The sequence below is a fragment of the Pantoea sp. EKM21T genome (assembly GCF_011800405.1).
Classification (GTDB): domain Bacteria; phylum Pseudomonadota; class Gammaproteobacteria; order Enterobacterales; family Enterobacteriaceae; genus Pantoea; species Pantoea agglomerans.
Window position 1 is genome coordinate 69,993 of record NZ_JAALFV010000005.1, and the last position, 23,617, is coordinate 93,609.

Below are 23,617 nucleotides of genomic sequence, written 5' to 3' on the forward strand. Positions count from 1 at the left end.
CCGGTAACAGCACTCACCGCGCCAGAGGCATTCTGATGTCTGCCAATAGGTTACATCAGCCCGGCTCCATCCTCTTCAGCGTTACCGCATCCGATTCTCTGCTGACCAGCAACCCGCTAGCGGCTTTTAGCCATTTTTCATCCCTTTTCCTGCTGAATCCTGAGGATTGAATAAGAAACACGCGCCCGATCATAATAAGAAAAAAAAGTGTGATCTGGTTGACATGATGCCAGGCCTTACAAGGCGTGGGCTAAGAAATTTCGCAAGAATTACAACCCCTCCAGCCATCATTTTTTGCTCTTGTTAAGCGGCCGTAAAATACTAAAATATGCCCCCATGTAGTTATGGCTTTTCCCATCACCCCCTAGATGTAGTGTTTATCCACACATTATTCACAATGAATAGGCTGTGTATAAACCGGGATTTCTTTTAATTTTTGGATACTCACGCAAAGGTAAAAACGCGACATGAACCAGAGTCTGCTCGTTACTAAACGCGATGGCCGCCAGGAGCGCATTGATCTCGACAAAATTCACCGTGTGCTGGACTGGGCAGCTGAAGGGCTGAACAACGTCTCAGTTTCACAGGTTGAGCTGCGCTCTCACATTCAGTTCTATGATGGCATCAGAACCTCTGACATTCATGAGACCATCATCAAGGCCGCAGCAGACCTCATCTCCCGCGATGCCCCTGACTATCAGTACCTGGCTGCCCGCCTGGCGATCTTCCACCTGCGCAAAAAAGCGTATGGTCAGTTTGAGCCGCCAAAGCTCTATGACCAGGTCGTTAAGATGGTCGACATGGGCAAATATGATCGTCACCTGCTGGAAGATTACAGCCAGGAAGAGTTTGCGCAGATGGACGAGTTCCTCGACCACTGGCGTGACATGAACTTCTCCTATGCCGCTGTGAAGCAGCTGGAAGGCAAATATCTGGTGCAGAACCGCGTTTCGGGTGAAATCTACGAAAGCGCGCAGTTCCTCTACATTCTGGTCGCCGCCTGCCTCTTCTCCGGCTACCCGCGCGACACGCGTATGGATTACATCAAGCGTTTCTATGATGCGATCTCGACGTTTAAAATCTCCCTGCCGACGCCAATCATGTCTGGCGTACGCACCCCAACACGTCAGTTCAGCTCCTGTGTGCTGATCGAGTGCGGCGACAGCCTGGACTCCATCAACGCCACCTCCAGCGCAATTGTGAAATATGTCTCTCAGCGTGCCGGCATCGGTATCAACGCCGGTCGTATCCGTGCGCTGGGCAGCCCGATTCGCGGCGGTGAAGCGTTCCATACCGGCTGTATCCCGTTCTACAAGCATTTCCAGACCGCTGTGAAGTCCTGTTCTCAGGGCGGCGTTCGTGGCGGCGCAGCCACCCTGTTCTACCCGATGTGGCATCTGGAAATCGAAAGCCTGCTGGTGCTGAAGAACAACCGTGGTGTTGAAGGCAACCGCGTGCGTCACATGGACTATGGTGTACAGCTCAACAAGTTGATGTATCAGCGCCTGCTGAAAGGCGAAGATATCACCCTGTTCAGCCCGTCTGATGTGCCTGGCCTGTATGACGCATTCTTCGCCAATCAGGATGAGTTTGAGCGCCTCTATACCAAATATGAGCAGGATCAGAGCATCCGCAAGCAGCGTGTTAAAGCGGTCGATCTCTTCTCACTGATGATGCAGGAACGCGCCTCTACTGGCCGTATCTACATTCAGAACGTCGATCACTGCAACACCCACAGCCCGTTTGACCCGAGCATTGCGCCGGTTCGCCAGTCTAACCTCTGCCTGGAAATCGCCCTGCCGACCAAACCGCTGGAAGATGTTAACGACGAAAACGGTGAGATTGCCCTGTGTACGCTTTCGGCGTTCAACCTCGGCGCCATCGAAAGCCTCGACGATCTGGAAGAGCTGGCTACCCTGGCCGTACGTGCGCTTGATGCGCTGCTCGACTATCAGGATTACCCAATCCCTGCTGCCCAGCGTGGCGCGATGGGTCGTCGTACTCTGGGTATCGGCGTCATCAACTACGCCTATTATCTGGCGAAGCATGGTGTGCGCTACTCCGATGGCAGCGCCAATGGCCTGACGCACAAGACCTTTGAAGCGATTCAGTATTACCTGCTGAAAGCCTCAAACGAGCTGGCGAAAGAGCAAGGTGCCTGCCCGTGGTTCAATGAAACCACCTATGCGCAGGGCATTCTGCCTATCGACACCTACAAGAAAGATCTGGACGCGATCAGCAACGAACCGCTGCATCTCGACTGGGAAAGCCTGCGTGAAGAGATTAAAACGCACGGCCTGCGCAACTCGACCCTGTCTGCGCTGATGCCGTCTGAAACCTCGTCGCAGATCTCCAATGCCACCAACGGTATTGAGCCTCCGCGCGGTCACATCAGCATCAAAGCGTCAAAAGATGGCATCCTGCGTCAGGTCGTGCCGGAGTATGAGCGTCTGAAAGATCAGTACGAACTGCTGTGGGAAATGCCGAACAACGATGGCTACCTGCAACTGGTGGGTCTGATGCAGAAATTCATCGACCAGGCGATTTCGTCCAACACCAACTACGATCCGTCGCGCTTCACCAACGGTAAAGTGCCGATGAAACAGCTGCTGAAAGATCTGCTGACGGCGTATAAGTTCGGCGTGAAAACGCTCTACTATCAAAACACCCGTGACGGTGCTGAAGATGCGCAGGATGACCTGGCACCTTCTATCCAGGATGATGGCTGCGAGAGCGGCGCCTGTAAGATCTAATGGTCAGGCGGGAGAATCTCCCGCCTCATTCATTTCACGAGGCCTGGCTTCGTCTACTTTTGGACAACTTTTATGGCTTACTCCACTTTCTCACAGAACAAAAATGATCAGCTGAAAGAGCCGATGTTTTTCGGTCAGTCCGTAAACGTGGCGCGCTTCGACCAGCAAAAATATGACATCTTTGAAAAGCTGATCGAAAAGCAGCTCTCCTTCTTCTGGCGTCCGGAAGAGGTCGACGTTTCACGCGATCGCATCGATTACCAGGCGCTGCCGGACCACGAAAAACATATCTTTATCAGCAACCTGAAATATCAGACGCTGCTGGATTCTATTCAGGGCCGCAGCCCGAACGTCGCGCTGCTGCCGCTGATCTCGATTCCTGAACTGGAAACCTGGATTGAAACCTGGGCGTTCTCAGAGACGATTCACTCCCGTTCTTACACCCACATCATCCGTAATATCGTTAACGATCCGGCAGTGGTGTTTGACGATATCGTCACCAATGAGCAGATTCTGGCGCGTGCTCAGGATATCTCACGCTATTACGACGATCTGATTGAGATGACCAACTACTGGCATCAGCTGGGTGAAGGCACGCATCAGGTCAACGGCAAACCGGTTGTCGTCAGCCTGCGCGCCCTGAAGAAGCAGCTCTATATCTGCCTGATGAGCGTCAATGCGCTGGAAGCGATCCGTTTCTATGTCAGCTTCGCCTGTTCATTCGCGTTCGCCGAGCGTGAGCTGATGGAAGGCAATGCCAAAATCATCAAGCTGATTGCCCGCGATGAAGCGCTGCACCTGACCGGCACCCAGCACATGCTGAACCTGCTGCGCAGCGGTGAAGACGATCCGGAGATGAAAGAGATTGCGGCAGAGTGCCGTGAAGAGTGCTTCGAGCTGTTTAAGAAAGCAGCACTGCAGGAGAAAGAGTGGGCAGAATATCTGTTCAGCGGCGGCTCAATGATCGGCCTGAACAAAGATATTCTCTGCCAGTACATTGAGTACATCACCAATATCCGTATGCAGGCTGTCGGCCTTGATTTGCCGTTCCAGACGCGCTCAAACCCAATCCCATGGATTAACTCCTGGCTGGTCTCTGACAACGTTCAGGTTGCGCCACAGGAAGTGGAAGTGAGCTCCTATCTGGTGGGTCAGATCGATTCTGAAGTAGGCGCTAACGACTTCGACGACTTCCAGCTTTAATTATGAGCCGCGACGTTGTTATTCTGCGCAGTTCCGGCACCCGGCTGGAATGTACAGACGAACATACCAATCTGCTGACGCTGCTGGAAGCCAACAATCTCTGCGTGGAGTTTCAGTGCCGCGAAGGTTACTGCGGCTCCTGCCGGATGCGGCTGCTGAAAGGCGAAGTGCATTACCCACAACGGCCGCTGGCTTTTGTGCAGCAAGATGAGATTCTGCCCTGCTGCTGCAAAGCCAAAGGCGAGATTGAGCTGGAGTTATAACTGAGGTGGAATAAGTCTGGCTTGATTTGCTGTGAGATCGAGTCAGCTTAGGGAACACGGTCAGATCGGAAAGACGCAAAAAGCGTCATCCCTGACAGCTCGGCCCGCGCGATTACGCACCTCATCCCTGAGGTGCGCCCGTAGCCGGGCCAACGCGTTGCGTTGTTCAAAAACGCTCCCGGCGTTTTTGTCCCAGGCGCGGGACGCTTTCCTCCTCTGCCCGTGTTCCCTGCGCTTTGAGCTAATTTATTGCTGCGAGAATGACGCTGTATGGGGGTTAATTCGCAGTCACATACAAAAACGGGCGCCTCAGGCGCCCGTTTTATTTTCACTGACATTACTGTCTGACCGTTTCAACCACATCGATCCAGCCGTGACCGGTGCTCACTTCGCTGCCGTGTAACCAGCGGCGCAGCATGTTCATCGCCATCATTGCCACCACCTTCTGCCGCGTCTCCAGATTATGGCGACCGGTACTGAACTTCACGCGCTGACCAAAGCTGCCATCCGGCGTATGCAGCGCCACCGAAATCTCTTCCTGCTCCAGGCTGCCAACAGAGAGCGCCAGCGCGGCCTGCTGCTGTGCAGCAAGTTCGCGGGTGCGGATCACCTGCTGCTCCAGCGTCTCCTGCCCGGATGGCAGGATGTCAGCCCCACGCAGCGGCACGCTGGCGCCAGCCAACTGCCAGTAGAGCAGTCCGGCGGTGTATTGCTCACTGATTGCCAGCTGCTCACCGCGCTGCTCCAGCTCACGTGCCAGCAGCGCCGGTAAGCCTTCGGTGCCTTCGAAAATGGTGCACTCCGCCAGTTGCAGGCGCACCTGCTGCCACACCTGCTCCATCGCCACCCGCTGACTGGCCGGGCCGGTGAGCTTGATCTCGATGATCGGCATGGACGAGCGATATCCCATGACTACGCCTTCCGGCAGCGCCAGCGGCTCCAGTTCGGCGGCAATATCGCTTTCACCACGACCGAAGGTAGTCAGCCGCAGACAAATCGGTGGCTCGGGCGGCGAAAATTTCGCTTTCAGACGGGGGATGATCTGCTGCTCCACCATCACTTTAAATTCAGATGGCACACCAGGCGTGAAGAACATCCAGCAGCGATTGAGTTGCAGGGCAAAGCCACAGGCGGTACCGACCGGATTATCAATCAGTTCCGCATTAGCCGGGATTTCCGCCTGCTTGCGATTGCTGGCCGCCATCACGCGTCCCCGGCTGGCGAACCAGGCTTCCATCTGTTCCAGCCACTCCTGCTGCACCTCTAGCTCAACGCCACAGGCTCTGGCGGCTGCCAGCGCACTGAGATCGTCACTGGTCGGCCCCAGACCGCCATTTACAATCAGCACATCTGCCTCATGGCTACGCGCCTGTAGCGTGGCGATTAGCGATTCGAGTGAATCTCCTACCGTGGTGCGGCTGGTCATAGGTAACCCCTGCTGGAACAGCATATCCGCCAGCCAGGCTGCGTTGGTATCGACGATTTGGCCATGCAGCACCTCATCCCCGGTCGACAGCATCTCTACTCTAATCACGTTGAGTTCTCCTTTTCACGTTTGCTTTACTGTACGAACTCCTCCCGCCAGACACAATCGGCATCACCAGGGATTGTGACCATTGCGTCTCAGGCACGTTGCGCATAAAGATAGCGAGGGTGAAGCAGGATCAAGGGTGGTGAAGGTGTTCAGGGAGTTCAAAACCAATAAAAACGGCGGGATTGCCCCGCCGCTTTTTTACTACTGTTGTCTGCTACCACTGAGTCAGCGAATCGCGATTAACGACGCGCCAGCAGCAGACCGAGTACCAGACCGGCTGTTGCACCGATACCGACACCCTGCCACGGTTTTTCGTGCACGTAGTCGTCTGCACGGTAAGCCGCTTGTTTAGCGCGATAGTAGTAGCTATCGGACGCCTGGCTGACACGGGATTTCACATCGTTCAGCGCCTGTTCGGCTTTGCTCTTAAGCTCAATGTACTTCTGATCGGCCGGATCACCTGATGCCTTAAGAACTTCTTCCAGCGTTTCAGTCAGTAACGCAATATCGTCATCGAGGCCCGTTTCGAATTGATTTGTCTGATTTACCATCGTTTCCTCCGTGTGAATTGCAAAGCAGTTCATTAACTATAGTCATAATCTGGCGCTCTGCTGATTTCCTGCTCCAGGAATCACCTGATTTTTCATCTGTTAATCTTGCTCAGTGCAGGCTGTGCGCCGTTTCGCTACGCAAAGAAGTGTAAGACGCAGCGGCAACCGCGGAATTTCGCTTCGCTTCTTTGATTAATCTGATAAATTTTGTCGTGACTGAATTTTCCAGTAACCCTACTGTCGTACCCCTCTGTTGCCTGTGATTATCGGGCCATGAAAGTGCATTTTGCACGACAGTCACGACACCCTCGAACAGCTAAGGAATAATCTCTGGCATGAATCGAAGAATGTTTATGAAAGCGTCAATGGCCTTCTCCGCCGTCAGCGGCATGACCGGCCTGTCAACGCTGTTTGCGCAATCCGCATGGGCAGAAGATGGCATTGCTGACGGAACCGCCGTACGCTTCGATTTCGACGTATTGAAGAAAAACGCGGCTGCGCTGGCGAAAAAACCCTGGGGCGGAGCACCGGGCGCGCTGCCGGAGACGCTGGCCACACTGACCCCGCAGGCGTACAACGAAATTCAGTATGACGCCAACCACTCACTCTGGAACAACCTGCCCGATCGTCAACTGGACGTTCAGTTCTTCCATGTCGGTATGGGCTTCAAGCGGCGCATCCGCATGTTCTCTGTTGACGGTGAGAGTCGCGAAGCACGCGAAATTCACTTCCGTCCCGAATTGTTCAACTACAACGACGCCAGGGTCGATACGAAGCAGCTGGAGGGCAAAACTGACCTCGGCTTCGCCGGTTTCCGCGCCTTTAAAAAACCGGAACTGGCCCGTCGCGACATCGTCTCCTTCCTTGGCGCAAGCTACTTCCGTGCCGTTGACGATACTTTCCAGTACGGCCTCTCGGCGCGTGGCGTAGCGATCAACACCTTCAGCAATGGCCAGGAGGAGTTTCCCGATTTCACCGCCTTCTGGTTTGAAACGCCAAAAGCGGAAGATACCACCTTTACCTGCTACGCCCTGCTGGATGGTGCCAGCGTCACCGGTGCTTACAAATTCATCATCCATTGCGAAGAGAAACGCGTGGTGATGGAGGTGGAAAACCACCTGTTTGCCCGTAAAGAGATCCGTCAGATTGGCATCTCGCCAATGACCAGTATGTTCAGCTGCGGCACCAACGAACGCCGTATGTGTAACACTTACCATCCGCAGATCCATGACTCCGATCGCCTGGCGATGTGGACCGGTAAAGGCGAATGGATTGCCCGCCCACTGAATAATCCTCAGCGTCTGCAGTTCAACGCCTATGAAGATGAGAATCCGCGTGGGTTTGGCCTGCTGCAGCTTAATCACGACTTCAAAGATTATCAGGATGTGATTGGCTGGTATGACAAACGTCCCAGCCTGTGGGTTGAGCCGGTCGGTAAGTGGGGCAAAGGCGCGATCAACCTGATGGAGATCCCGACCACGGGTGAAACGCTGGATAACGTGGTCTGCTTCTGGCAACCGGCTGAGCCGGTCAAAGCGGGCAGCGAGCTGAACTTCTCCTACAAGCTTTACTGGAGTGGTCTGCCGCCGGTGCGTAGCGGTCTGGCGCGCGTGGATGCAACCCGTACCGGTATCGGTGGTTTCCCGGAAGGCTGGGCGCCTGGCGAACACTTCCCGGAAACCTGGTGCCGCCGCTTCGCCATCGATTTTATTGGTGGCGATCTGCAGGCTGCTGCGCCGAAAGGTATTGAGCCGGTGATTACCGTTTCATCCGGCAGCGTGAAGCAGGTTGAGATTCTGTATGTCGATCCGCTTAAGGGCTATCGCATCCTGTTTGACTGGTATCCGAACAGCGATTCCACCGAGCCGGTAGAGATGCGTCTGTTCCTGCGCAGCAAAGATGAGACGCTGAGTGAAACCTGGCTCTATCAATATTTCCCGCCTGCGCCGGATCAGCGTAAATATGTCGATGACCGCCAGATGACGGTGGGTTGATGTAAAAAAGGCGAGGCTCAGGCCTCGCCTTTTTTATGGCGCGTTCTTCAGCATATCGACGTGAGGGATCCCATCTTCCAGGTAGTTCTCCCCCACCGCGACAAAGCCATGCTGCCCATAGAAACCTTCCAGATGCGCCTGCGCGGAGAGAAACAGATCGCGGCCCGGCCAGTGCTGCTGACAACTGTTGATTGCCTGCTCCATCAGACGATTCCCCAGCCGCGCACCACGAACCCGATCTGAAACAATCACCCGTCCGATTTTCACCGGGCTGGTCTCATCCTCCGGGGAGAGCAGTCGCGCATAGGCCACCAGCTGATCATCCGCCATTCCCAACAGATGCCGGTTTTCCGCCTGCAAATCATTGCCATCCACATCAAGGTAAGCGCACTGCTGTTCCACCACAAACACGGCACTGCGCAACGCCAGCAGTGCATAGAGCTGTGAGGGGGTCAGTTCGCTATGGTGTTTATCCTGCCAGTTAATGTCCATGGTCTCTCCTTTAAACCACACACTCTACATCAGCGCGGTGTCGCCAGCACCTGCTGGTGACACCCTCTTACAGGCAAAAAAAATCAGGCCCGGAGGCCTGATTCGTCAGTCGCAGCAACGCGCTTACATCAGCGGCTGAGCCATCTGCACCAGTCTGATCAGCGGCTGCGGGTAAACCCCTAACAGCAGCACCAGAATGGCAGAAATCAGTACTACCACACCACCGGCCGTAAATGCCCAGTTAGCCGGGGTATCACGGGTATGCAGTTCTGGCGGGCTGAGGTAGAGACTCACCGTCACGCGCAGATAGTAGTAGAGGCCAATCGCACTACCCGCGACTACAGCACCGGTCAGCCACCACAGGTGCGCACTGACGCCTGAAGCGATAACGTAGAATTTACCGATAAAGCCCAGCGTCATCGGGATACCCGCCAGTGACAGCATCATCACCGTCATCACCGCTGACAGAATAGGTCGATGCCAGAACAGGCCGCGGTAGGAGTAGAGCGAGTCAGCATCCGGGCCACGATATGGGCTGGACATCAGACTCACCACACCAAAGGCACCCAGGCTGCTGAACAGATAACCGGCCAGGTAAACGCCCGACGTTTCCAGCGACAGCTGATGATCTTTCACCGCAATCAGTGCCACCAGCAGATATCCGAGGTGGGCGATAGAGGAGTAACCCAGCAGACGCTTGATGTTGCTCTGCGAAATCGCCATCAGGTTACCGAACAGAATCGACACAAAGGCGATCATGGCCAGCACTGTGCGCACCGCTTCGCTGTCGGTCACCGGCGCATACATAAACAGACGCATGATGACACCGAAGATAGCAATCTTGCTGGCGGTGGCCAGGAAGGTTGAAACCGGCGCAGGCGCACCCTGATAAACATCGGGGGTCCAGAGGTGGAACGGAACCAGTGAGAGCTTAAAGCCCAGACCGATAATCATCATACCCAGACCCACCAGCAGCAGTGGCTCGTGGATCATGCTGTCAGTCAGGCTCTGGCCCAGCGCCACAAAGCTCAGGTTACCGGAGTCGGCGTAGATCAGCGCAATACCAAACAGCAGGAACGACGAGGCCGCCGCCGAAAGAATGGTGTACTTCAGTGCGGCTTCCAGTGAACGTTTCTGGCGGAAGGCGTAGCCAATCAGACCAAACAGCGGCAGCGAAAGCAGCTCAATACCGATGAACAGCGAAGCCAGATGGTTAGCACTGGCCAGCACGATGCCACCAAGTGCCGCAATGAGCACCAGCAGGTAGAACTCATCTTTGTTGTCCGGGAAGCCCGCCAGCCATGGATAGGCAAAGGTACAGGTCGCCAGACTCGCCAGCATGACCAGCGCGGTATAGAACATCGAATAGCCATCGACGCGCAGCAGCGGCGTGACATCCATCGCCCCGACCTGACCGACAAAGTAGAGCGAGAGCAGCGCCAGGTTCAGGCCAACTACCGTTAGCGTGGCGTTAACGAAGTGGTTGCGTCGCCAGGCAATGGACAGCATCACAACCACCACCGTCAATCCGACGATTAACAGCGGTAGCAACGCAATCAATTGGTGAGGAGTTATTGTCATGGCGAATTACGGCCTTGTAGTTGAAATTGAAGCGGTAAACCACTGCTGAATATTGCTCATGGCAGCGTGCGAAGTATCCAGAATCGGCTGTGGATAGACGCCCAGCAGCACCAGCAGCACCACCAGAACACCGATGGTCATAAACTCACGCGGTGACATGCCTGGCAGCGGATCTTTCGATTTCGCTTCGCCGTAATAAGCGCGCTGCATCATCACCAGCGAGTAAATCGAGGCAAACACCAGACCAAAGGTCGCGATGATGATAATCATCGGCACCACCTGGAAGCTGCCGGTCAGAATCATAAATTCGCCGACGAAGTTACCGGTGCCTGGCATACCGAGGTTGGCAACAGCAAAGAACAGCGACAGACCCGGAATCCATTTGATGCGCGACCACAGGCCACCCATCTGACGCATATCACGAGTATGCAGACGTTCATACAGCTGACCACACAGAATGAAGAGTGCTGCAGCGGAGAGACCGTGCGCAATCATCTGAATCACCGCGCCCTGCAGCGCCAGCTGGCTGCCGGTATAGATGGCAATCAGCACAAAGCCCATGTGCGAAATCGAGGTGTAAGCAATCAGACGTTTGATATCAGTCTGCGAGAAGGCCATCCAGGCACCGTAGAAGATACCGATGATGCCTAACCACATGGCGATTGGCGCAAACTCGGCTGACGCATTCGGGAACAGCGGCAGGCTGAAACGCAGTAAACCGTAAGCTGCGGTTTTCAGCAGGATACCCGCCAGATCAACAGAACCGGCCGTTGGCGCCTGACTGTGCGCATCCGGCAGCCAGCCGTGCAACGGTACCACCGGCATCTTCACCGCAAAGGCGATAAAGAAGCCCAGCATCAGCAGATATTCAACACCGCTCGACATTGGCGTCTGCAGCAGCTGTTCGTAGTTGAATGTCCAGACGCCAGTCGCGTTGTAGTGGACAAACACCAGGCCCAGAATCGCAATCAGCATCACCAGACCTGAAGCCTGGGTGTAGATGAAGAATTTTGTCGCGGCGGAAATACGGGTTTTGCCGTCCGATGCTTTATGACCCCAGAGCGCGATGAGGAAGTACATCGGCACCAGCATCATTTCCCAGAAGAAGAAGAACAGGAACAGGTCGATGGAGAGGAAAACACCGATTACGCCGCCCAGGATCCACATCAGGTTCAGGTGGAAGAAGCCCTGATACTTTGAAATCTCATTCCAGGAACAGAGCACCGCCATCAGACCGAGCAGGCCGGTCAGCACCACCATCAGCAGCGACAGGCCATCAATGGCTAAATGGAAGCTGATGCCGAAGCGTGGGATCCACGGAACGGAGAAACTTGACTGCCACTGCGGAATGCCCGCTGCCTGCGTCAGTGAATAGCCTCCCTGCAACCAGAGTTGCAGTGAAAGCGCCAACGTCAGCCCCATAGTGATCAGTGCGATCCAGCGTGGCACCTTCGCGCCAAGGCGCTCAGTGAGCCAGCAGATCAGACCACCGACGAAGGGTATGATAATTAGCCAAGGTAATAACACGGCACACTTCCCTTTTCTTTGTCTTAGTTCGGGCTATCTTACTTGCCATTTTGGCTCCCGGCACTGCTCGCAATCCTCACATACCTCGGTATGCTCCGGTTGCTGTGCGCTGGCGGTAACCAAACTGGCCGCGACGATAACGCCCTTGCTCAGGACAATTTTTGACATTCTCAATGGGCAGATTAGCTAACCTGCCCCGCTCATCAATCTTTAAATCACCAGCAGCAGAGCCAGCACCAGCACGGCGCCCACGCTCATTGACGCAACGTACCAGCGCAGGTAGCCATTCTCACTGACTACCAGGCCTTTGTTGGCAATACGTGACAGCAGCGCAGGCAGGTTCATCAGGCCATTCAGTGGGTCGCGCTTCAGCAGCCACGCAATACCCAGATAAGGTTTGACGAACACTTTATCGTAGAGCCAGTCGAAGCCCCAGGCCGCAAACCACCAGGTGCCGAAGAAACGGCCTGGTGCACTGTTTGCGATACGGGTAACCAGCTCACGTTTGCCCAGCCACAGCGCGGCAGCGATCAGAATGCCGACAATCGCTACAACGCCCGAGGTGATTTCAAGTCCCACTTTGCCCGCTTCACCGAACTCATTGGCTGGCAGTACCCCTGCCAGCGGCGGCGTGATCAGCGCACCAATAAAGGTGGAGAGCAGCAGCAGCACAATCAGCGGCAGATGATGGGTAATACCCTTACCGGCGTGCGCATGAATTTTCTCTTCGCCGTGGAACACGATGAAGATCATACGGAAGGTATAGATAGAGGTCAGGAACGCCCCCACCAGACCCGCAACCATCAGGTTGATGTGACCGTTAGCCAGTGCGCCAAACAGGATCTCATCTTTACTGTAGAAGCCCGCCGTAATCAGCGGCAGTGCCGCCAGCGCCGCGCCGCCCACCAGAAAGCAGGTGTAGACCAGCGGAATGCTCTTACGCAGGCCACCCATTTTGAAAATGTTCTGCTCGTGATGGCAGGCCAGAATCACTGAACCCGAAGAGAGGAACAGCAACGCTTTAAAGAAGGCGTGCGTCATCAGATGGAAAATCGCCGCATCCCACGCCTGAACCCCCAGCGCCAGGAACATGTAGCCAATCTGGCTCATGGTGGAGTAAGCGAGAACACGTTTAATGTCGGTCTGTACCAGCGCGGCAAAGCCTGCCAGCACCAGGGTAATCGCCCCGATAATCCCGACCAGATGCAGCACTTCCGGCGTCAGCAGGAAGAGACCGTGGCTACGGGCAATCAGGTAGACACCTGCTGTCACCATGGTCGCGGCGTGGATCAGTGCCGAAACCGGTGTCGGACCAGCCATCGCATCTGCCAGCCAGGTCTGTAACGGCAGCTGAGCCGATTTACCGACCGCGCCACCCAGCAGCATCAGCGTTGCCCACTGCAGCATATGGTTATCTGCGGCAAAGTGCGCAGGTGCCAGCTCCATCATCTCGCGGAAGTTCAGCGTGCCCAGCTCGTTGTAGAGGATGAACAGACCAAATGCCAGGAAGACGTCGCCCACGCGGGTAATGATGAACGCTTTCATCGCCGCTTTGCCGTTTTCCGGATTGCTGTAGTAGAAACCGATCAGCAGATAAGAGCAGAGCCCTACCCCTTCCCAGCCCAGATACATCAGCATCAGGTTATCGGCCAGCACCAGAACAACCATGCTGGCGATAAACAGGTTGGTATAGGCGAAGAAGCGGGAGTAGCCCTCTTCTCCACGCATGTACCAGGAGGCGAACATGTGAATGAAGAAACCGACACCGGTCACGACAGACAGCATGGTCAGCGACAGGCCATCCAGCGTCAGGTTCACCTTCATGTCGAAGTTGCCGACATGCATCCAGGTCCAGAGCGCCTGCGTGTAGGCTTGCTGGCCGTTGGCGAAGAAGTCAAAACCGACCATCGCTGTAGTCAGGGCCGCCAGACCCACCGATCCCATACCAATCGTGGCCGACAGGTTCTCTGACCAGCGACCGCGCGAAAACGCTAACAGCAGAAAGCCGATCAGCGGAAACAAGACAGTTAAATAGAGAAGATTCATCCGCGCATCTCGCTCACAGTATCAATGTTCAGCGTCTGACGACGACGATAGAGCTGAAGCAGCAGTGCCAGACCAATACTGGCTTCCGCTGCCGCCAGGCTGATCGCCAGGATATACATCACCTGTCCATCGGCCTGACCCCAATAGCTCCCGGCAACCACCAGGGCTAAGGCGGCGGCGTTGATCATGATTTCAAGGCCGATCAGCATAAACAGCAGATTGCGGCGTATTACCAGCGACGTCAGTCCAAGGACAAACAGCACGGCAGCAAGAATCAATCCATGTTGTAACGGGATCATGCGTTCTCCTTTTTCACCTGAGCGGCGTCAGCATTACGGTTACTCAGGACTTCGCCCTGACGCTCCTCGCGACCGATATGGAACGCCACGACCAGACCCGCCAGCAGCAGCATTGAGGCCAGTTCAACCGCCAGTACGTAAGGACCGAACAGGCTGATGCCGACCGCTTTGGCGTCGATGATGGTGCCATCGATGCCCTGATCGTTGGCGGTCAGGATGGCGTAGACCATTACGACCAGCAGCAGCAACGAGACGATACCCGGACCAATCCACAGTGACGGGCTGAGCCACTCACGCTCCTGCTTCTCGGTCTGTTTGCCCAGGTTCAGCATCATGACCACGAAGACGAACAGCACCATAATGGCACCGGCGTAGACGATGATCTCCAGCGCACCGGCAAAATAGGCTCCCATAGAGAAGAAGACGCCCGCGATCGATAACAGCGAAACGATCAGGTACAGCAACGCATGTACCGGATTAGTGTGAGTAATGACGCGCAACGTCGTCAGCACCGCCACCAGCCCGCAAAGATAAAACGCAAATTCCATGCCTTGCTCCTTAAGGTAATAAGCCTTTGACGTCGATAGGCTTCGCTTCGTTTTCTGCTTCGCCCTTATCTTTACCGTCAATCGCCATACCTGCCATGCGGTAGAAGTTGTACTCCGGATATTTACCCGGCCCCGAAATCAGCAGATCGTCCTTCTCATACACCAGATCCTGACGCTTAAACTCACCCAGTTCGAAATCGGGGGTCAGCTGAATCGCCGTGGTTGGACAGGCTTCCTCACACATGCCGCAGAAGATGCAGCGTGAGAAGTTGATACGGAAGAACTCCGGGTACCAGCGGCCATCTTTGGTTTCAGCTTTCTGCAGCGAGATACAGCCAACCGGACAGGCAACCGCACACAGGTTACAGGCGACGCAACGCTCCTGACCATCCGGATCGCGGGTTAACACGATACGGCCACGATAGCGTGGTGGCAGATAAACCGGCTCTTCCGGATACATCTGAGTTTCACGTTTGGCGAAGGCGTGCAGCCCGATCAGCCAGATACTGCGAACTGTCGTGCCAAAGCCTACGACAATATCTTTCAAAGTCATTTGTTAACCCCTTACGGCGCTGTGTAGAGAATCACTGCGGCAGTCGCCAGCAGGTTCAACAGCGTCAACGGCAGACACACTTTCCAGCCGAATGACAGCACCTGGTCGTAGCGTGGGCGCGGAAGCGCAGCACGAATCAGGATGAACATCATCATAAAGAACGCCGTTTTCAGGGCGAACCAGATGAACGGCGGCAGGAATGGGCCGTGCCAGCCACCAAAGAACAGCGTCACAATCAGCGCTGAAACGGTGGTGATCGCCACATATTCGCCGACAAAGAACAGGCCGAACTTCATACCGGCATATTCGATGTGATAACCGTCCGCCAGTTCCTGCTCCGCTTCTGGCTGGTCAAACGGATGACGGTGACACACCGCCACGCCAGCAATACAGAAGGTTACGAAACCGAAGAACTGCGGAATGATGTTCCACAGGTGCGTCTGGCTGTTGACGATATCGTTCATATTGAACGAGCCCGCCTGCGCTACCACACCCATCAGCGACAGACCCAGGAACACTTCGTAGCTCAGGGTCTGCGCCGAGGCGCGCATCGCGCCCAGCAGCGAGTATTTGTTATTACTCGACCAGCCGGCAAACAGCACCGCGTAGACCGCAAGGCCCGCCATCATCAGGAAGAACAGCAGACCGATATTCAGGTCTGTCACCATCCAGGTTGGCGAAACCGGCACGATAGCAAAGGCCAGCAGCAGTGAAACAAAGGCGATAACCGGCGCAAGGGTAAAGATAAAGCGGTCGGTAAACGGCGGAACCCAGTCCTCTTTAAAGAACATTTTGATCATGTCCGCTACCAGCTGGAGCGAGCCGCCCCAGCCTACGCGGTTTGGTCCGTAACGGTTCTGGAACAGGCCGAGCAGACGACGCTCGGCGAAGCTCATGAACGCGCCGCAGGCCACAACCACCAGCAGAATCACGATGGCTTTAACAATGGCCAGCAGAATGTCGATAACGTCCGGTGTTAACCAGCTCATTGCGCCGCCTCCTGCAGAGTGTCGATTTTACCGTTCGCCAGGAATGGCGGAACGCCCGGCATGCCCAGCGGCAGACCAATCTGTCCCGCCTGCAGTGACGCCGAGAAACGGACCGGCAGACGCACTGTCTCACCGGCACAGATGAACTCAACCGCCGCGCCATTGTTGACGCCCAGCTTCGCTGCATCTTCCGGGTTAATCACCAGTGCAGGCGGTGCCATACGCTGCTGGAAGACCGGTGAACGCTGTGACATCTCTTCGCTACCAAACAGCTGGTAGAGAGGGGCCACGCGCCACTGCGCTTCACTGACGAATGCCGCCGGAACGTTGCTGAACCAGGGCAGACTGGCTGCGCTGGCTTCAAACAGCCGTACACCCGGATCGCCATTACGCAGTTTGCCGCCCACTTCAACCTGGAACTTGTTCCACGCCTGCGGTGAGTTCCAGCCCGGTGCCCAGGCAAACGGAATCTGCGAACGCGGTGCGCCTGGCTGGTTGTTCCCTTCCATTGAGAAGGCGAACATCGTGTCCTGATCCTGCGGCTGACGCGGTTCGTGCACGCTGATATTGGCGCGCGCCGCGGTACGGCCACTGGCACGGTGCGGTGAACGCGACAGTTTCTGTCCGCGAATACGGAAGCTGGCATCCGGTGCCGCATCCTTGATTCCGGCCAGCTGTGGCAGATGACTCACCACCGCATCGATCACGTGGTCCAGCTGCGTCCAGTCGACGTGACGGCTTTCCAGCGTGCTGTGCAGCGAATGCAGCCAGCGCCAGCTCTCCAGCATCACAACGTTGTTGTCATAGTAAGAAGGATCGTAAACCTGGAAGAAACGCTGTGCGCGGCCTTCATGGTTGATCGAGGTGCCATCACTTTCGGCGAAGCTGGCGGTTGATAACACCAGACCCGCTTTCTCAAGCGTCGCGGTGCGCTGATGATCAACCACAATCACGTTAGTGGTCTGGGCCAGCGCCGCATCAACCAGCGCTTTCGGTGCATGGCGATAGAGGTCATTTTCCAGTACCACCAGCGCATCGGCTTCACCGTTGCTCAGTTGCTCCAGCGCGCTTTCCAGAGGATTGCCGCCCATCAGGCCAAGACCCACGCTGTTGGCGTGTCCCGCCAGCAGCGTAATCCCGACGTCGGCACCGCGCGCTTTCAGCGCTTTGGCCACGTTGGCAGCCGCTTCGATCATCGCGCTGCTGCCGGAATGGGTCCCGGAAATAATTAACGGTTTTTTCGCGCCGGCCAGCGCCTGCACGATGACATCCATTTTGCCGTTCAGTTTGCTGTCGAAATCGGTCACCGCCGGAGCGGTTTCATCCAGCGCACTGGCGATAGCGAAACCGAGACGCGCCTGATCTTCAACCGGTGCGCGATAGCTCCATGCCGCGATATCATCCAGACGGGTTTCATCGACGTTGGTGATAAACAGCGGATGTTTCGCATTCTGTCCGATGTTCAGGATCGCGGCGATCTGCCAGTCTGCTACTTTCTGAGCGGCAGCCATGTCGCGCGCTTTGCCTTTCACGGCCTGACGCACTGACAGCGCCACGCGTGCGCCAACCTGGGTCAGATCTTCGCCCAGCACCAGCACCGCATCGTAGCTTTCAATTTCACGCAGCGATGGCGTATAGATACCGCCCTCACGCAGAATTTTCAGCATCAGTTCAAGCCGGGCCTGCTCGCCCGCTGGCATGCCGGTAGAGAAGTTCTCTGCACCGACCAGTTCACGCAGCGCGAAGTTACTTTCAATGCTGGCGCGCGGCGAGCCGATACCGATCACTTTTTTTGCCTGACGCAGCAAATCTGCACCGGCATTGACCGCCTGCTCTGCGTTCAGCGTCACCCAGTCGTTGCCGCGCAGCAGCATCGGCTGGCGTGGGCGATCTTTACGGTTCACGTAGCCATAGCCAAAGCGGCCACGGTCACACAGGAAATAGTGGTTTACGGTGCCGTTATAACGGTTTTCGATACGGCGTAACTCACCATAACGCTCACCCGGGCTGGTGTTACAGCCCACACTGCACTGCTGGCAGATGCTCGGCGCAAACTGCATATCCCATTTACGGTTATAGCGTTCGGAGTGCGTTTTATCGGTGAAGACGCCGGTCGGGCAGATTTCAACCAGGTTACCGGAGAATTCGCTCTCCAGCGTGCCATCTTCCGGACGACCGAAGTAGACGTTGTCGTGTGCGCCGTAGACACCCAGATCCTTGCCATCGGCATAATCTTTGTAGTAACGCACGCAGCGGTAACAGGCGATACAGCGGTTCATCTCATGGGAGATGAACGGGCCGAGATCCTGATTACGGTGGGTACGTTTGGTGAAGCGATAGCGGCGGAAGCTGTGGCCGGTCATTACTGTCATATCCTGCAGGTGACAGTTACCGCCCTCTTCACACACCGGACAGTCGTGCGGGTGGTTGGTCATCAGCCACTCCACCACGCTTTCGCGGAACTCTTTCGCTTCGCCATCATCGATGGAGATGAATGTGCCGTCAGAGGCCGGCGTCATGCAGGACATGACAAGACGGCCGCGGGTATCTTCGGCATTCTGGAATTGCTTTACCGCACACTGGCGGCAGGCCCCAACGCTTCCCAGCGCCGGATGCCAGCAAAAGTAAGGAATATCAAGGCCCAGAGAGAGACATGCCTGTAGCAGGTTGTCCGCTCCGTTCACATCATACTCTTTACCGTCTACATGAATTGTAGCCATAGTGACATGCTTCCGTAAGGCTCGTCAGAGACGAGCGTTAATCATATTCTTGCCCCGACGCACGACATTGTCGGGGCGGCGGCACCAGGCCTGTTCCGTGTTCTTCGGCGAATTACCAGCGCGCTTTCAGCAGGTTTGGCTGGATCCCGCCAATGGCGCGGGTATTGCCAAACACCTGCGGTGCCATGCCGGCTTCAAACTCTTCACGGAAATATTTAATCGCACTCTGCAGGGGCTCAACCGCACCCGGCGCGTGCGCACAGAAGGTTTTACCCGGGCCAAGCTGACGGCAGAGTTGCAGTAAGGTTTCGATATCGCCTGGCTGACCCTGCTTCTGCTCCAGCGCACGCAGAATTTTTACGCTCCACGGCAGGCCATCGCGACACGGTGTACACCAGCCGCACGACTCGCGGGCAAAGAACTCTTCCAGGTTACGCACCAGCGAGACCATGTTGATCTCGTGATCGACCGCCATCGCCAGCGCCGTACCCAGACGACTGCCCGCTTTGCCGATGCTGGCAAACTCCATGGGCAGATCCAGGTGCTGGTCGGTCAGGAAGTCAGTCCCTGCCCCGCCGGGCTGCCAGGCTTTGAACTTCAGTCCGTCACGCATACCGCCCGCATAATCTTCAAGGATTTCACGTGCGGTGATACCGAATGGCAGCTCCCAGACGCCGGGATTTTTAACCCGTCCGGAGAAGCCCATCATTTTGGTACCGGCATCTTCGCTTTTAGAGATGTTTTTGTACCACTCCACGCCGTTGGCCAGAATCGCCGGAACGTTGGAGAGGGTTTCCACGTTGTTCACGCAGGTCGGTTTGCCCCACGCGCCCGCACTCGCCGGGAATGGAGGTTTCGAACGCGGATTAGCACGACGACCTTCCAGTGAGTTAATCAGTGCCGTCTCTTCGCCGCAGATATAACGACCTGCGCCGGTGTGGACAATCAACTCAAAGTCGAAGCCGGTACCGAGAATATTTTTACCGATATAGCCCGCTTCGGTCGCTTCAGCAATCGCACGACGCAGATGCACCGCGGCTTCAATGTATTCGCCACGTAAGAAGATATAGCCACGGTAAGCCTTCAGCGCAAAGGCGCTGATCAGCATTCCTTCCACCAGCTGGTGAGGCATCTGCTCCATCAGCAGGCGGTCTTTGTAAGTGCCCGGCTCCATCTCATCGGCGTTACACAGCAGGTAACGGATGTTCATCGACTCATCTTTCGGCATCAGGCTCCACTTCAGCCCGGTGGAGAAGCCCGCACCGCCGCGCCCTTTCAGGCCTGAATCTTTGACTGCCGCAACGATTTCATCCTGCGACATGCTTTTCAGCGCTTTTTCCGCACCGGCATAGCCGTTTTTACTGCGATATTCGTCAAGCCAGACAGGTTGCTTGTCGTCACGCATCCGCCAGGTCAGCGGATGAGTTTCTGCAGTGCGAATGATCTGTTTAATTGTCATTGATACTGCTCCAGCAAACCAGGGATGCCTTCCGGCGTCAGATGCACATGCGTGTCTTCATCCACCATCATCGTTGGCCCCTTATCGCAGTTACCCAGACAGCAGGTTGGCAGCAGTGTAAAGCGGCCATCGGCAGTGGTCTGACCCGGTTTGATATTCAGTTGCTGTTCCAGTGCTGACTGGATGCCCTGATAACCGGTGATATGACAGACCACGCTGTCACAGTAACGGATCACATGACGGCCAACCGGCTGACGGAAGATCTGGCTGTAAAATGTCGCCACACCTTCAACATCACTCGCCGGGATACCCAGAACCTCGGCAATCGCATTGATGGCGCCGTCCGGCACCCATCCGCGCTGTTTCTGCACGATCTTCAGCGCTTCAATCGAGGCTGCACGCGCATCTTCATAGTGGTGTTTTTCGTGCTCAATGGCGTGATGCTCTTCCGCGCTCAGCACGAAGACCTCGTTAGGGTCGATCGTTTTAATGGCAATGTGTTGATCGTGCATAATTAGCGGTCCACGTCTGACATAACAAAATCGATACTACCCAGATATACGATCAGGTCGGATACCAGGCTGCCACGGATTACTGAAGGAATCTGCTGCAGATGCGGGAAGCTCGGCGTACGCACGCGGGTGCGGTAGCTCATGGTGCTGCCATCGCTGGTCAGGTAGTAGCTGTTGATCCCTTTCGTCGCTTCAATCATCTGGAACGACTCATTGGCTGGCATCACCGGCCCCCACGAAACCTGCAGGAAGTGCGTGATCAGCGTTTCAATGTGCTGCAGCGTGCGCTCTTTCGGTGGCGGCGTGGTCAGCGGATGATCCGCTTTAAACGGACCCTCTGGCATGTTGTTGAGACACTGCTCAAGAATGCGCAGCGACTGCCACATCTCTTCCATTTTCAGCATGACGCGGCTGTAAGCATCGCTGATGCCGTCGCCGACCGGGATTTCAAAATCGAAGTTTTCGTAACCGGAGTAGGGACGCCATTTACGTACGTCAAAGTCGAGACCGGTAGCACGCAGACCAGCACCGGTAGTGCCCCACGCCAGCGCCTCTTCCATGTTGTAAGCAGCAACGCCTTTGGAACGGCCAATCAGTACGCTGTTGCGCAGTGCCGCTTTGTCATACTCTTTAAGACGTTTTGGCATCCAGTCGAGGAAGTCACGCAGCAGACGTTCCCAGCCTCGCGGCAGGTCATGCGCGACACCACCGATGCGGAACCACGCCGGGTGCATACGGAAACCGGTAATCGCCTCAACCACGTCATAGATTTTCTGACGGTCGGTAAAGGCAAAGAACACCGGCGTCATGGCCCCGACGTCCTGAATAAAGGTGGAGATATAGAGCAGGTGGCTGTTGATGCGGAACAGCTCAGAGAGCATCACGCGGATCACATTAACGCGATCGGGCACCACGATACCGGCCAGTTTCTCCACCGCCAGTACGTACGGCATTTCGTTTACGCAGCCGCCGAGGTACTCGATGCGGTCAGTGTAAGGAATGTAGCTGTGCCACGACTGACGCTCGCCCATCTTTTCGGCACCACGATGGTGATAGCCGATGTCAGGCACGCAGTCGACAATCTCTTCACCATCCAGCTGCAGAATGATGCGGAACGCACCGTGCGCCGACGGGTGGTTAGGCCCGAGGTTCAGGAACATGAAGTCTTCGTTGGTGGTGCTGCGCTTCATGCCCCAGTCTTCAGGCTTAAAGGTCAGCGCTTCCATCTCCAGATCTTCTTTCTGTTTGGTCAGCGTAAAGGGATCGAATTCGGTGGCGCGCGCCGGGTAATCTTTACGCAGCGGATGGCCTTCCCAGGTCGACGGCATCATGATGCGCGTCAGATGCGGGTGACCATCAAAGGTGATACCAAACATCTCCCAGGTTTCACGCTCATACCAGTTGGCATTCGGGAAAAGGCGGGTGATGGTCGGCAGATGCATATCGTTTTCAGAGAGTGCCACCTTGAGCATGATGTCGCGGTTGCGTTCAATCGACAGCAGGTGGTAGAAAACGGAAAAATCCGCCGCAGGCAGGCCTGCACGGTGGGTACGTAAACGCTCATCCACGCCATGCAGGTCATACAGCATGACGTAAGGCTTGGGTAATTTACGCAGGAACTCGATAATTTCCAGTATCTGTTCACGCTTCACCCACACCACCGGAATACCGGTACGGGTTGGCTGAACAGTGAAGGCATCCGGCCCAAAACGGTTACGCAACTCGCCGATCACCGGGTCATCAAGGTGATCACGGGTTTGCCATGAAGGCTGAGCGAGATCTTGCGTGGTCAAATCTGTCATACGTTACTCACCATTCCGGCCTGGTCTCAGGCACTCAAATGAAGGCGTCAGGATGGGGCCATGCATTAAATTGTGATGTTCTGCTGCAGGCGCTGTTTTCCATCCATACGGTTTTAAACTTCGTCCGGGCTGCGCAGGTTTGTGACTGCGATGCGCTCGCCGCGTTTTCTTTCACGCTCAGATGGCATGTTGGCGCGATAAACGCCCTGATCGCCAACCACCCATGAGAGCGGACGGCGCTCTTTGCCGATCGACTCCTGCAACAGCAGCAGTGCCTGCATATACGCTTCAGGACGTGGCGGACAGCCAGGAATATAAACATCGACCGGCAGGAATTTATCGACACCCTGCACCACGGAATAGATGTCATACATGCCGCCAGAGTTGGCGCAGGCACCCATGGAAATCACCCATTTGGGTTCCAGCATCTGATCGTACAAACGCTGAATAACCGGGGCCATTTTGGTGAACGGCGTACCGGCAATGACCATGAAATCGGCCTGACGTGGCGAAGCGCGCATAACTTCGGCGCCAAAACGTGCCACGTCGTGGACCGCGGTGAACGATGTTGTCATCTCAACGTAACAACAGGACAGGCCAAAGTTATAAGGCCAGAGGGAGTTTTTACGCCCCCAGTTCACCATGTCATGCAGGGCATTTTCGAGTTTGCCCATATAAACGCTGCGATGAACGTGCTGCTCCAGCGGATCGCTGACGATTTCCTGCTTTTGCAGAGGATAACGGTCGTTCTCACCACCGTTCGGGTCTATGCGGGTGAGCGTATAGTCCAT

19 protein-coding genes are annotated in these 23,617 nt (G+C 55.7%); 4 read left to right on the top strand and 15 right to left on the bottom strand.

The genetic code is table 11. The features are described 5' to 3' along the window. Positions 1–467: 467 nt before the first annotated feature. From nrdA to yfaE, 3 genes are all read left to right on the top strand, one after another. The gene (gene nrdA, locus HFD87_RS11550) at positions 468–2,753 is read left to right on the top strand and encodes a class 1a ribonucleoside-diphosphate reductase subunit alpha (RefSeq protein ID WP_010258098.1); all 2,286 of its coding nucleotides are present in this window, start codon (positions 468–470) and stop codon (positions 2,751–2,753) included. A gap of 72 nt (positions 2,754–2,825) precedes the next feature. Continuing rightward, positions 2,826–3,956 (top strand): class Ia ribonucleoside-diphosphate reductase subunit beta, encoded by a 1,131-nt coding sequence (gene nrdB / locus HFD87_RS11555; RefSeq protein ID WP_010258096.1) that lies wholly within the window; start codon positions 2,826–2,828, stop codon positions 3,954–3,956. A gap of 2 nt (positions 3,957–3,958) precedes the next feature. Next, positions 3,959–4,219: a class I ribonucleotide reductase maintenance protein YfaE gene (yfaE, locus tag HFD87_RS11560; protein WP_010258095.1), complete on the top strand. Its 261-nt coding sequence runs from the start codon at positions 3,959–3,961 to the stop codon at positions 4,217–4,219. Between the two features lie 337 nt (positions 4,220–4,556). Here yfaE and HFD87_RS11565 read toward each other — a convergent pair whose 3' ends face one another. Continuing rightward, complete coding sequence (locus HFD87_RS11565) at positions 4,557–5,753, bottom strand: nicotinamide mononucleotide deamidase-related protein YfaY (protein ID WP_124890143.1); 1,197 nt, start codon at positions 5,751–5,753, stop codon at positions 4,557–4,559. 239 nt (positions 5,754–5,992) lie between these two features. Then, positions 5,993–6,304 carry a stress response protein ElaB gene (gene elaB, locus HFD87_RS11570; protein WP_010258091.1) on the bottom strand — a complete coding sequence of 104 codons (312 nt, stop codon included), beginning with the start codon at positions 6,302–6,304 and terminating at the stop codon, positions 5,993–5,995. A 335-nt stretch (positions 6,305–6,639) separates the two neighbouring features. Between elaB and HFD87_RS11575 the strand changes: the two genes are divergently transcribed. Next, a complete protein-coding gene (locus HFD87_RS11575) occupies positions 6,640–8,298 on the top strand; it encodes a glucan biosynthesis protein D (RefSeq protein ID WP_022625071.1) in 1,659 nt (552 codons plus the stop codon). Between the two features lie 33 nt (positions 8,299–8,331). Here HFD87_RS11575 and HFD87_RS11580 read toward each other — a convergent pair whose 3' ends face one another. The 13 genes from HFD87_RS11580 to HFD87_RS11640 form a co-directional block, all read right to left on the bottom strand. Further along, positions 8,332–8,790, bottom strand: coding sequence for a GNAT family N-acetyltransferase (locus HFD87_RS11580; RefSeq protein WP_033788199.1), 459 nt, complete (start codon positions 8,788–8,790; stop codon positions 8,332–8,334). 123 nt (positions 8,791–8,913) lie between these two features. Continuing rightward, positions 8,914–10,371 carry an NADH-quinone oxidoreductase subunit NuoN gene (nuoN, locus tag HFD87_RS11585; RefSeq protein WP_010258083.1) on the bottom strand — a complete coding sequence of 486 codons (1,458 nt, stop codon included), beginning with the start codon at positions 10,369–10,371 and terminating at the stop codon, positions 8,914–8,916. A 6-nt stretch (positions 10,372–10,377) separates the two neighbouring features. Then, positions 10,378–11,898, bottom strand: coding sequence for an NADH-quinone oxidoreductase subunit M (gene nuoM, locus HFD87_RS11590; RefSeq protein WP_010258081.1), 1,521 nt, complete (start codon positions 11,896–11,898; stop codon positions 10,378–10,380). Between the two features lie 210 nt (positions 11,899–12,108). Then, complete coding sequence (nuoL, locus tag HFD87_RS11595) at positions 12,109–13,944, bottom strand: NADH-quinone oxidoreductase subunit L (RefSeq protein ID WP_010258078.1); 1,836 nt, start codon at positions 13,942–13,944, stop codon at positions 12,109–12,111. Beyond that, positions 13,941–14,243, bottom strand: coding sequence for an NADH-quinone oxidoreductase subunit NuoK (nuoK, locus tag HFD87_RS11600; RefSeq protein WP_003854236.1), 303 nt, complete (start codon positions 14,241–14,243; stop codon positions 13,941–13,943). Before nuoK ends, nuoL begins: the two co-directional genes overlap by 4 nt. Beyond that, positions 14,240–14,791: an NADH-quinone oxidoreductase subunit J gene (nuoJ, locus tag HFD87_RS11605; protein ID WP_010258075.1), complete on the bottom strand. Its 552-nt coding sequence runs from the start codon at positions 14,789–14,791 to the stop codon at positions 14,240–14,242. Before nuoJ ends, nuoK begins: the two co-directional genes overlap by 4 nt. A gap of 10 nt (positions 14,792–14,801) precedes the next feature. Continuing rightward, positions 14,802–15,344 (bottom strand): NADH-quinone oxidoreductase subunit NuoI, encoded by a 543-nt coding sequence (nuoI, locus tag HFD87_RS11610; protein ID WP_003854239.1) that lies wholly within the window; start codon positions 15,342–15,344, stop codon positions 14,802–14,804. Positions 15,345–15,355: 11 nt separating this feature from the next. After that, the gene (gene nuoH / locus HFD87_RS11615; RefSeq protein ID WP_003854240.1) at positions 15,356–16,333 is read right to left on the bottom strand and encodes an NADH-quinone oxidoreductase subunit NuoH; all 978 of its coding nucleotides are present in this window, start codon (positions 16,331–16,333) and stop codon (positions 15,356–15,358) included. Then, positions 16,330–19,053 (bottom strand): NADH-quinone oxidoreductase subunit NuoG, encoded by a 2,724-nt coding sequence (nuoG, locus tag HFD87_RS11620; protein ID WP_022625073.1) that lies wholly within the window; start codon positions 19,051–19,053, stop codon positions 16,330–16,332. Before nuoG ends, nuoH begins: the two co-directional genes overlap by 4 nt. Positions 19,054–19,165: 112 nt before the next feature. After that, positions 19,166–20,506, bottom strand: coding sequence for an NADH-quinone oxidoreductase subunit NuoF (gene nuoF / locus HFD87_RS11625; RefSeq protein WP_029519446.1), 1,341 nt, complete (start codon positions 20,504–20,506; stop codon positions 19,166–19,168). 2 nt (positions 20,507–20,508) lie between these two features. Further along, positions 20,509–21,024 carry an NADH-quinone oxidoreductase subunit NuoE gene (gene nuoE / locus HFD87_RS11630; protein WP_010258066.1) on the bottom strand — a complete coding sequence of 172 codons (516 nt, stop codon included), beginning with the start codon at positions 21,022–21,024 and terminating at the stop codon, positions 20,509–20,511. Between the two features lie 2 nt (positions 21,025–21,026). After that, positions 21,027–22,826 (bottom strand): NADH-quinone oxidoreductase subunit C/D, encoded by a 1,800-nt coding sequence (nuoC, locus tag HFD87_RS11635; RefSeq protein WP_010258063.1) that lies wholly within the window; start codon positions 22,824–22,826, stop codon positions 21,027–21,029. 113 nt (positions 22,827–22,939) lie between these two features. Beyond that, entirely contained in the window at positions 22,940–23,617 is a 678-nt protein-coding gene (locus tag HFD87_RS11640; protein WP_003854245.1) for an NADH-quinone oxidoreductase subunit B family protein, read from the bottom strand.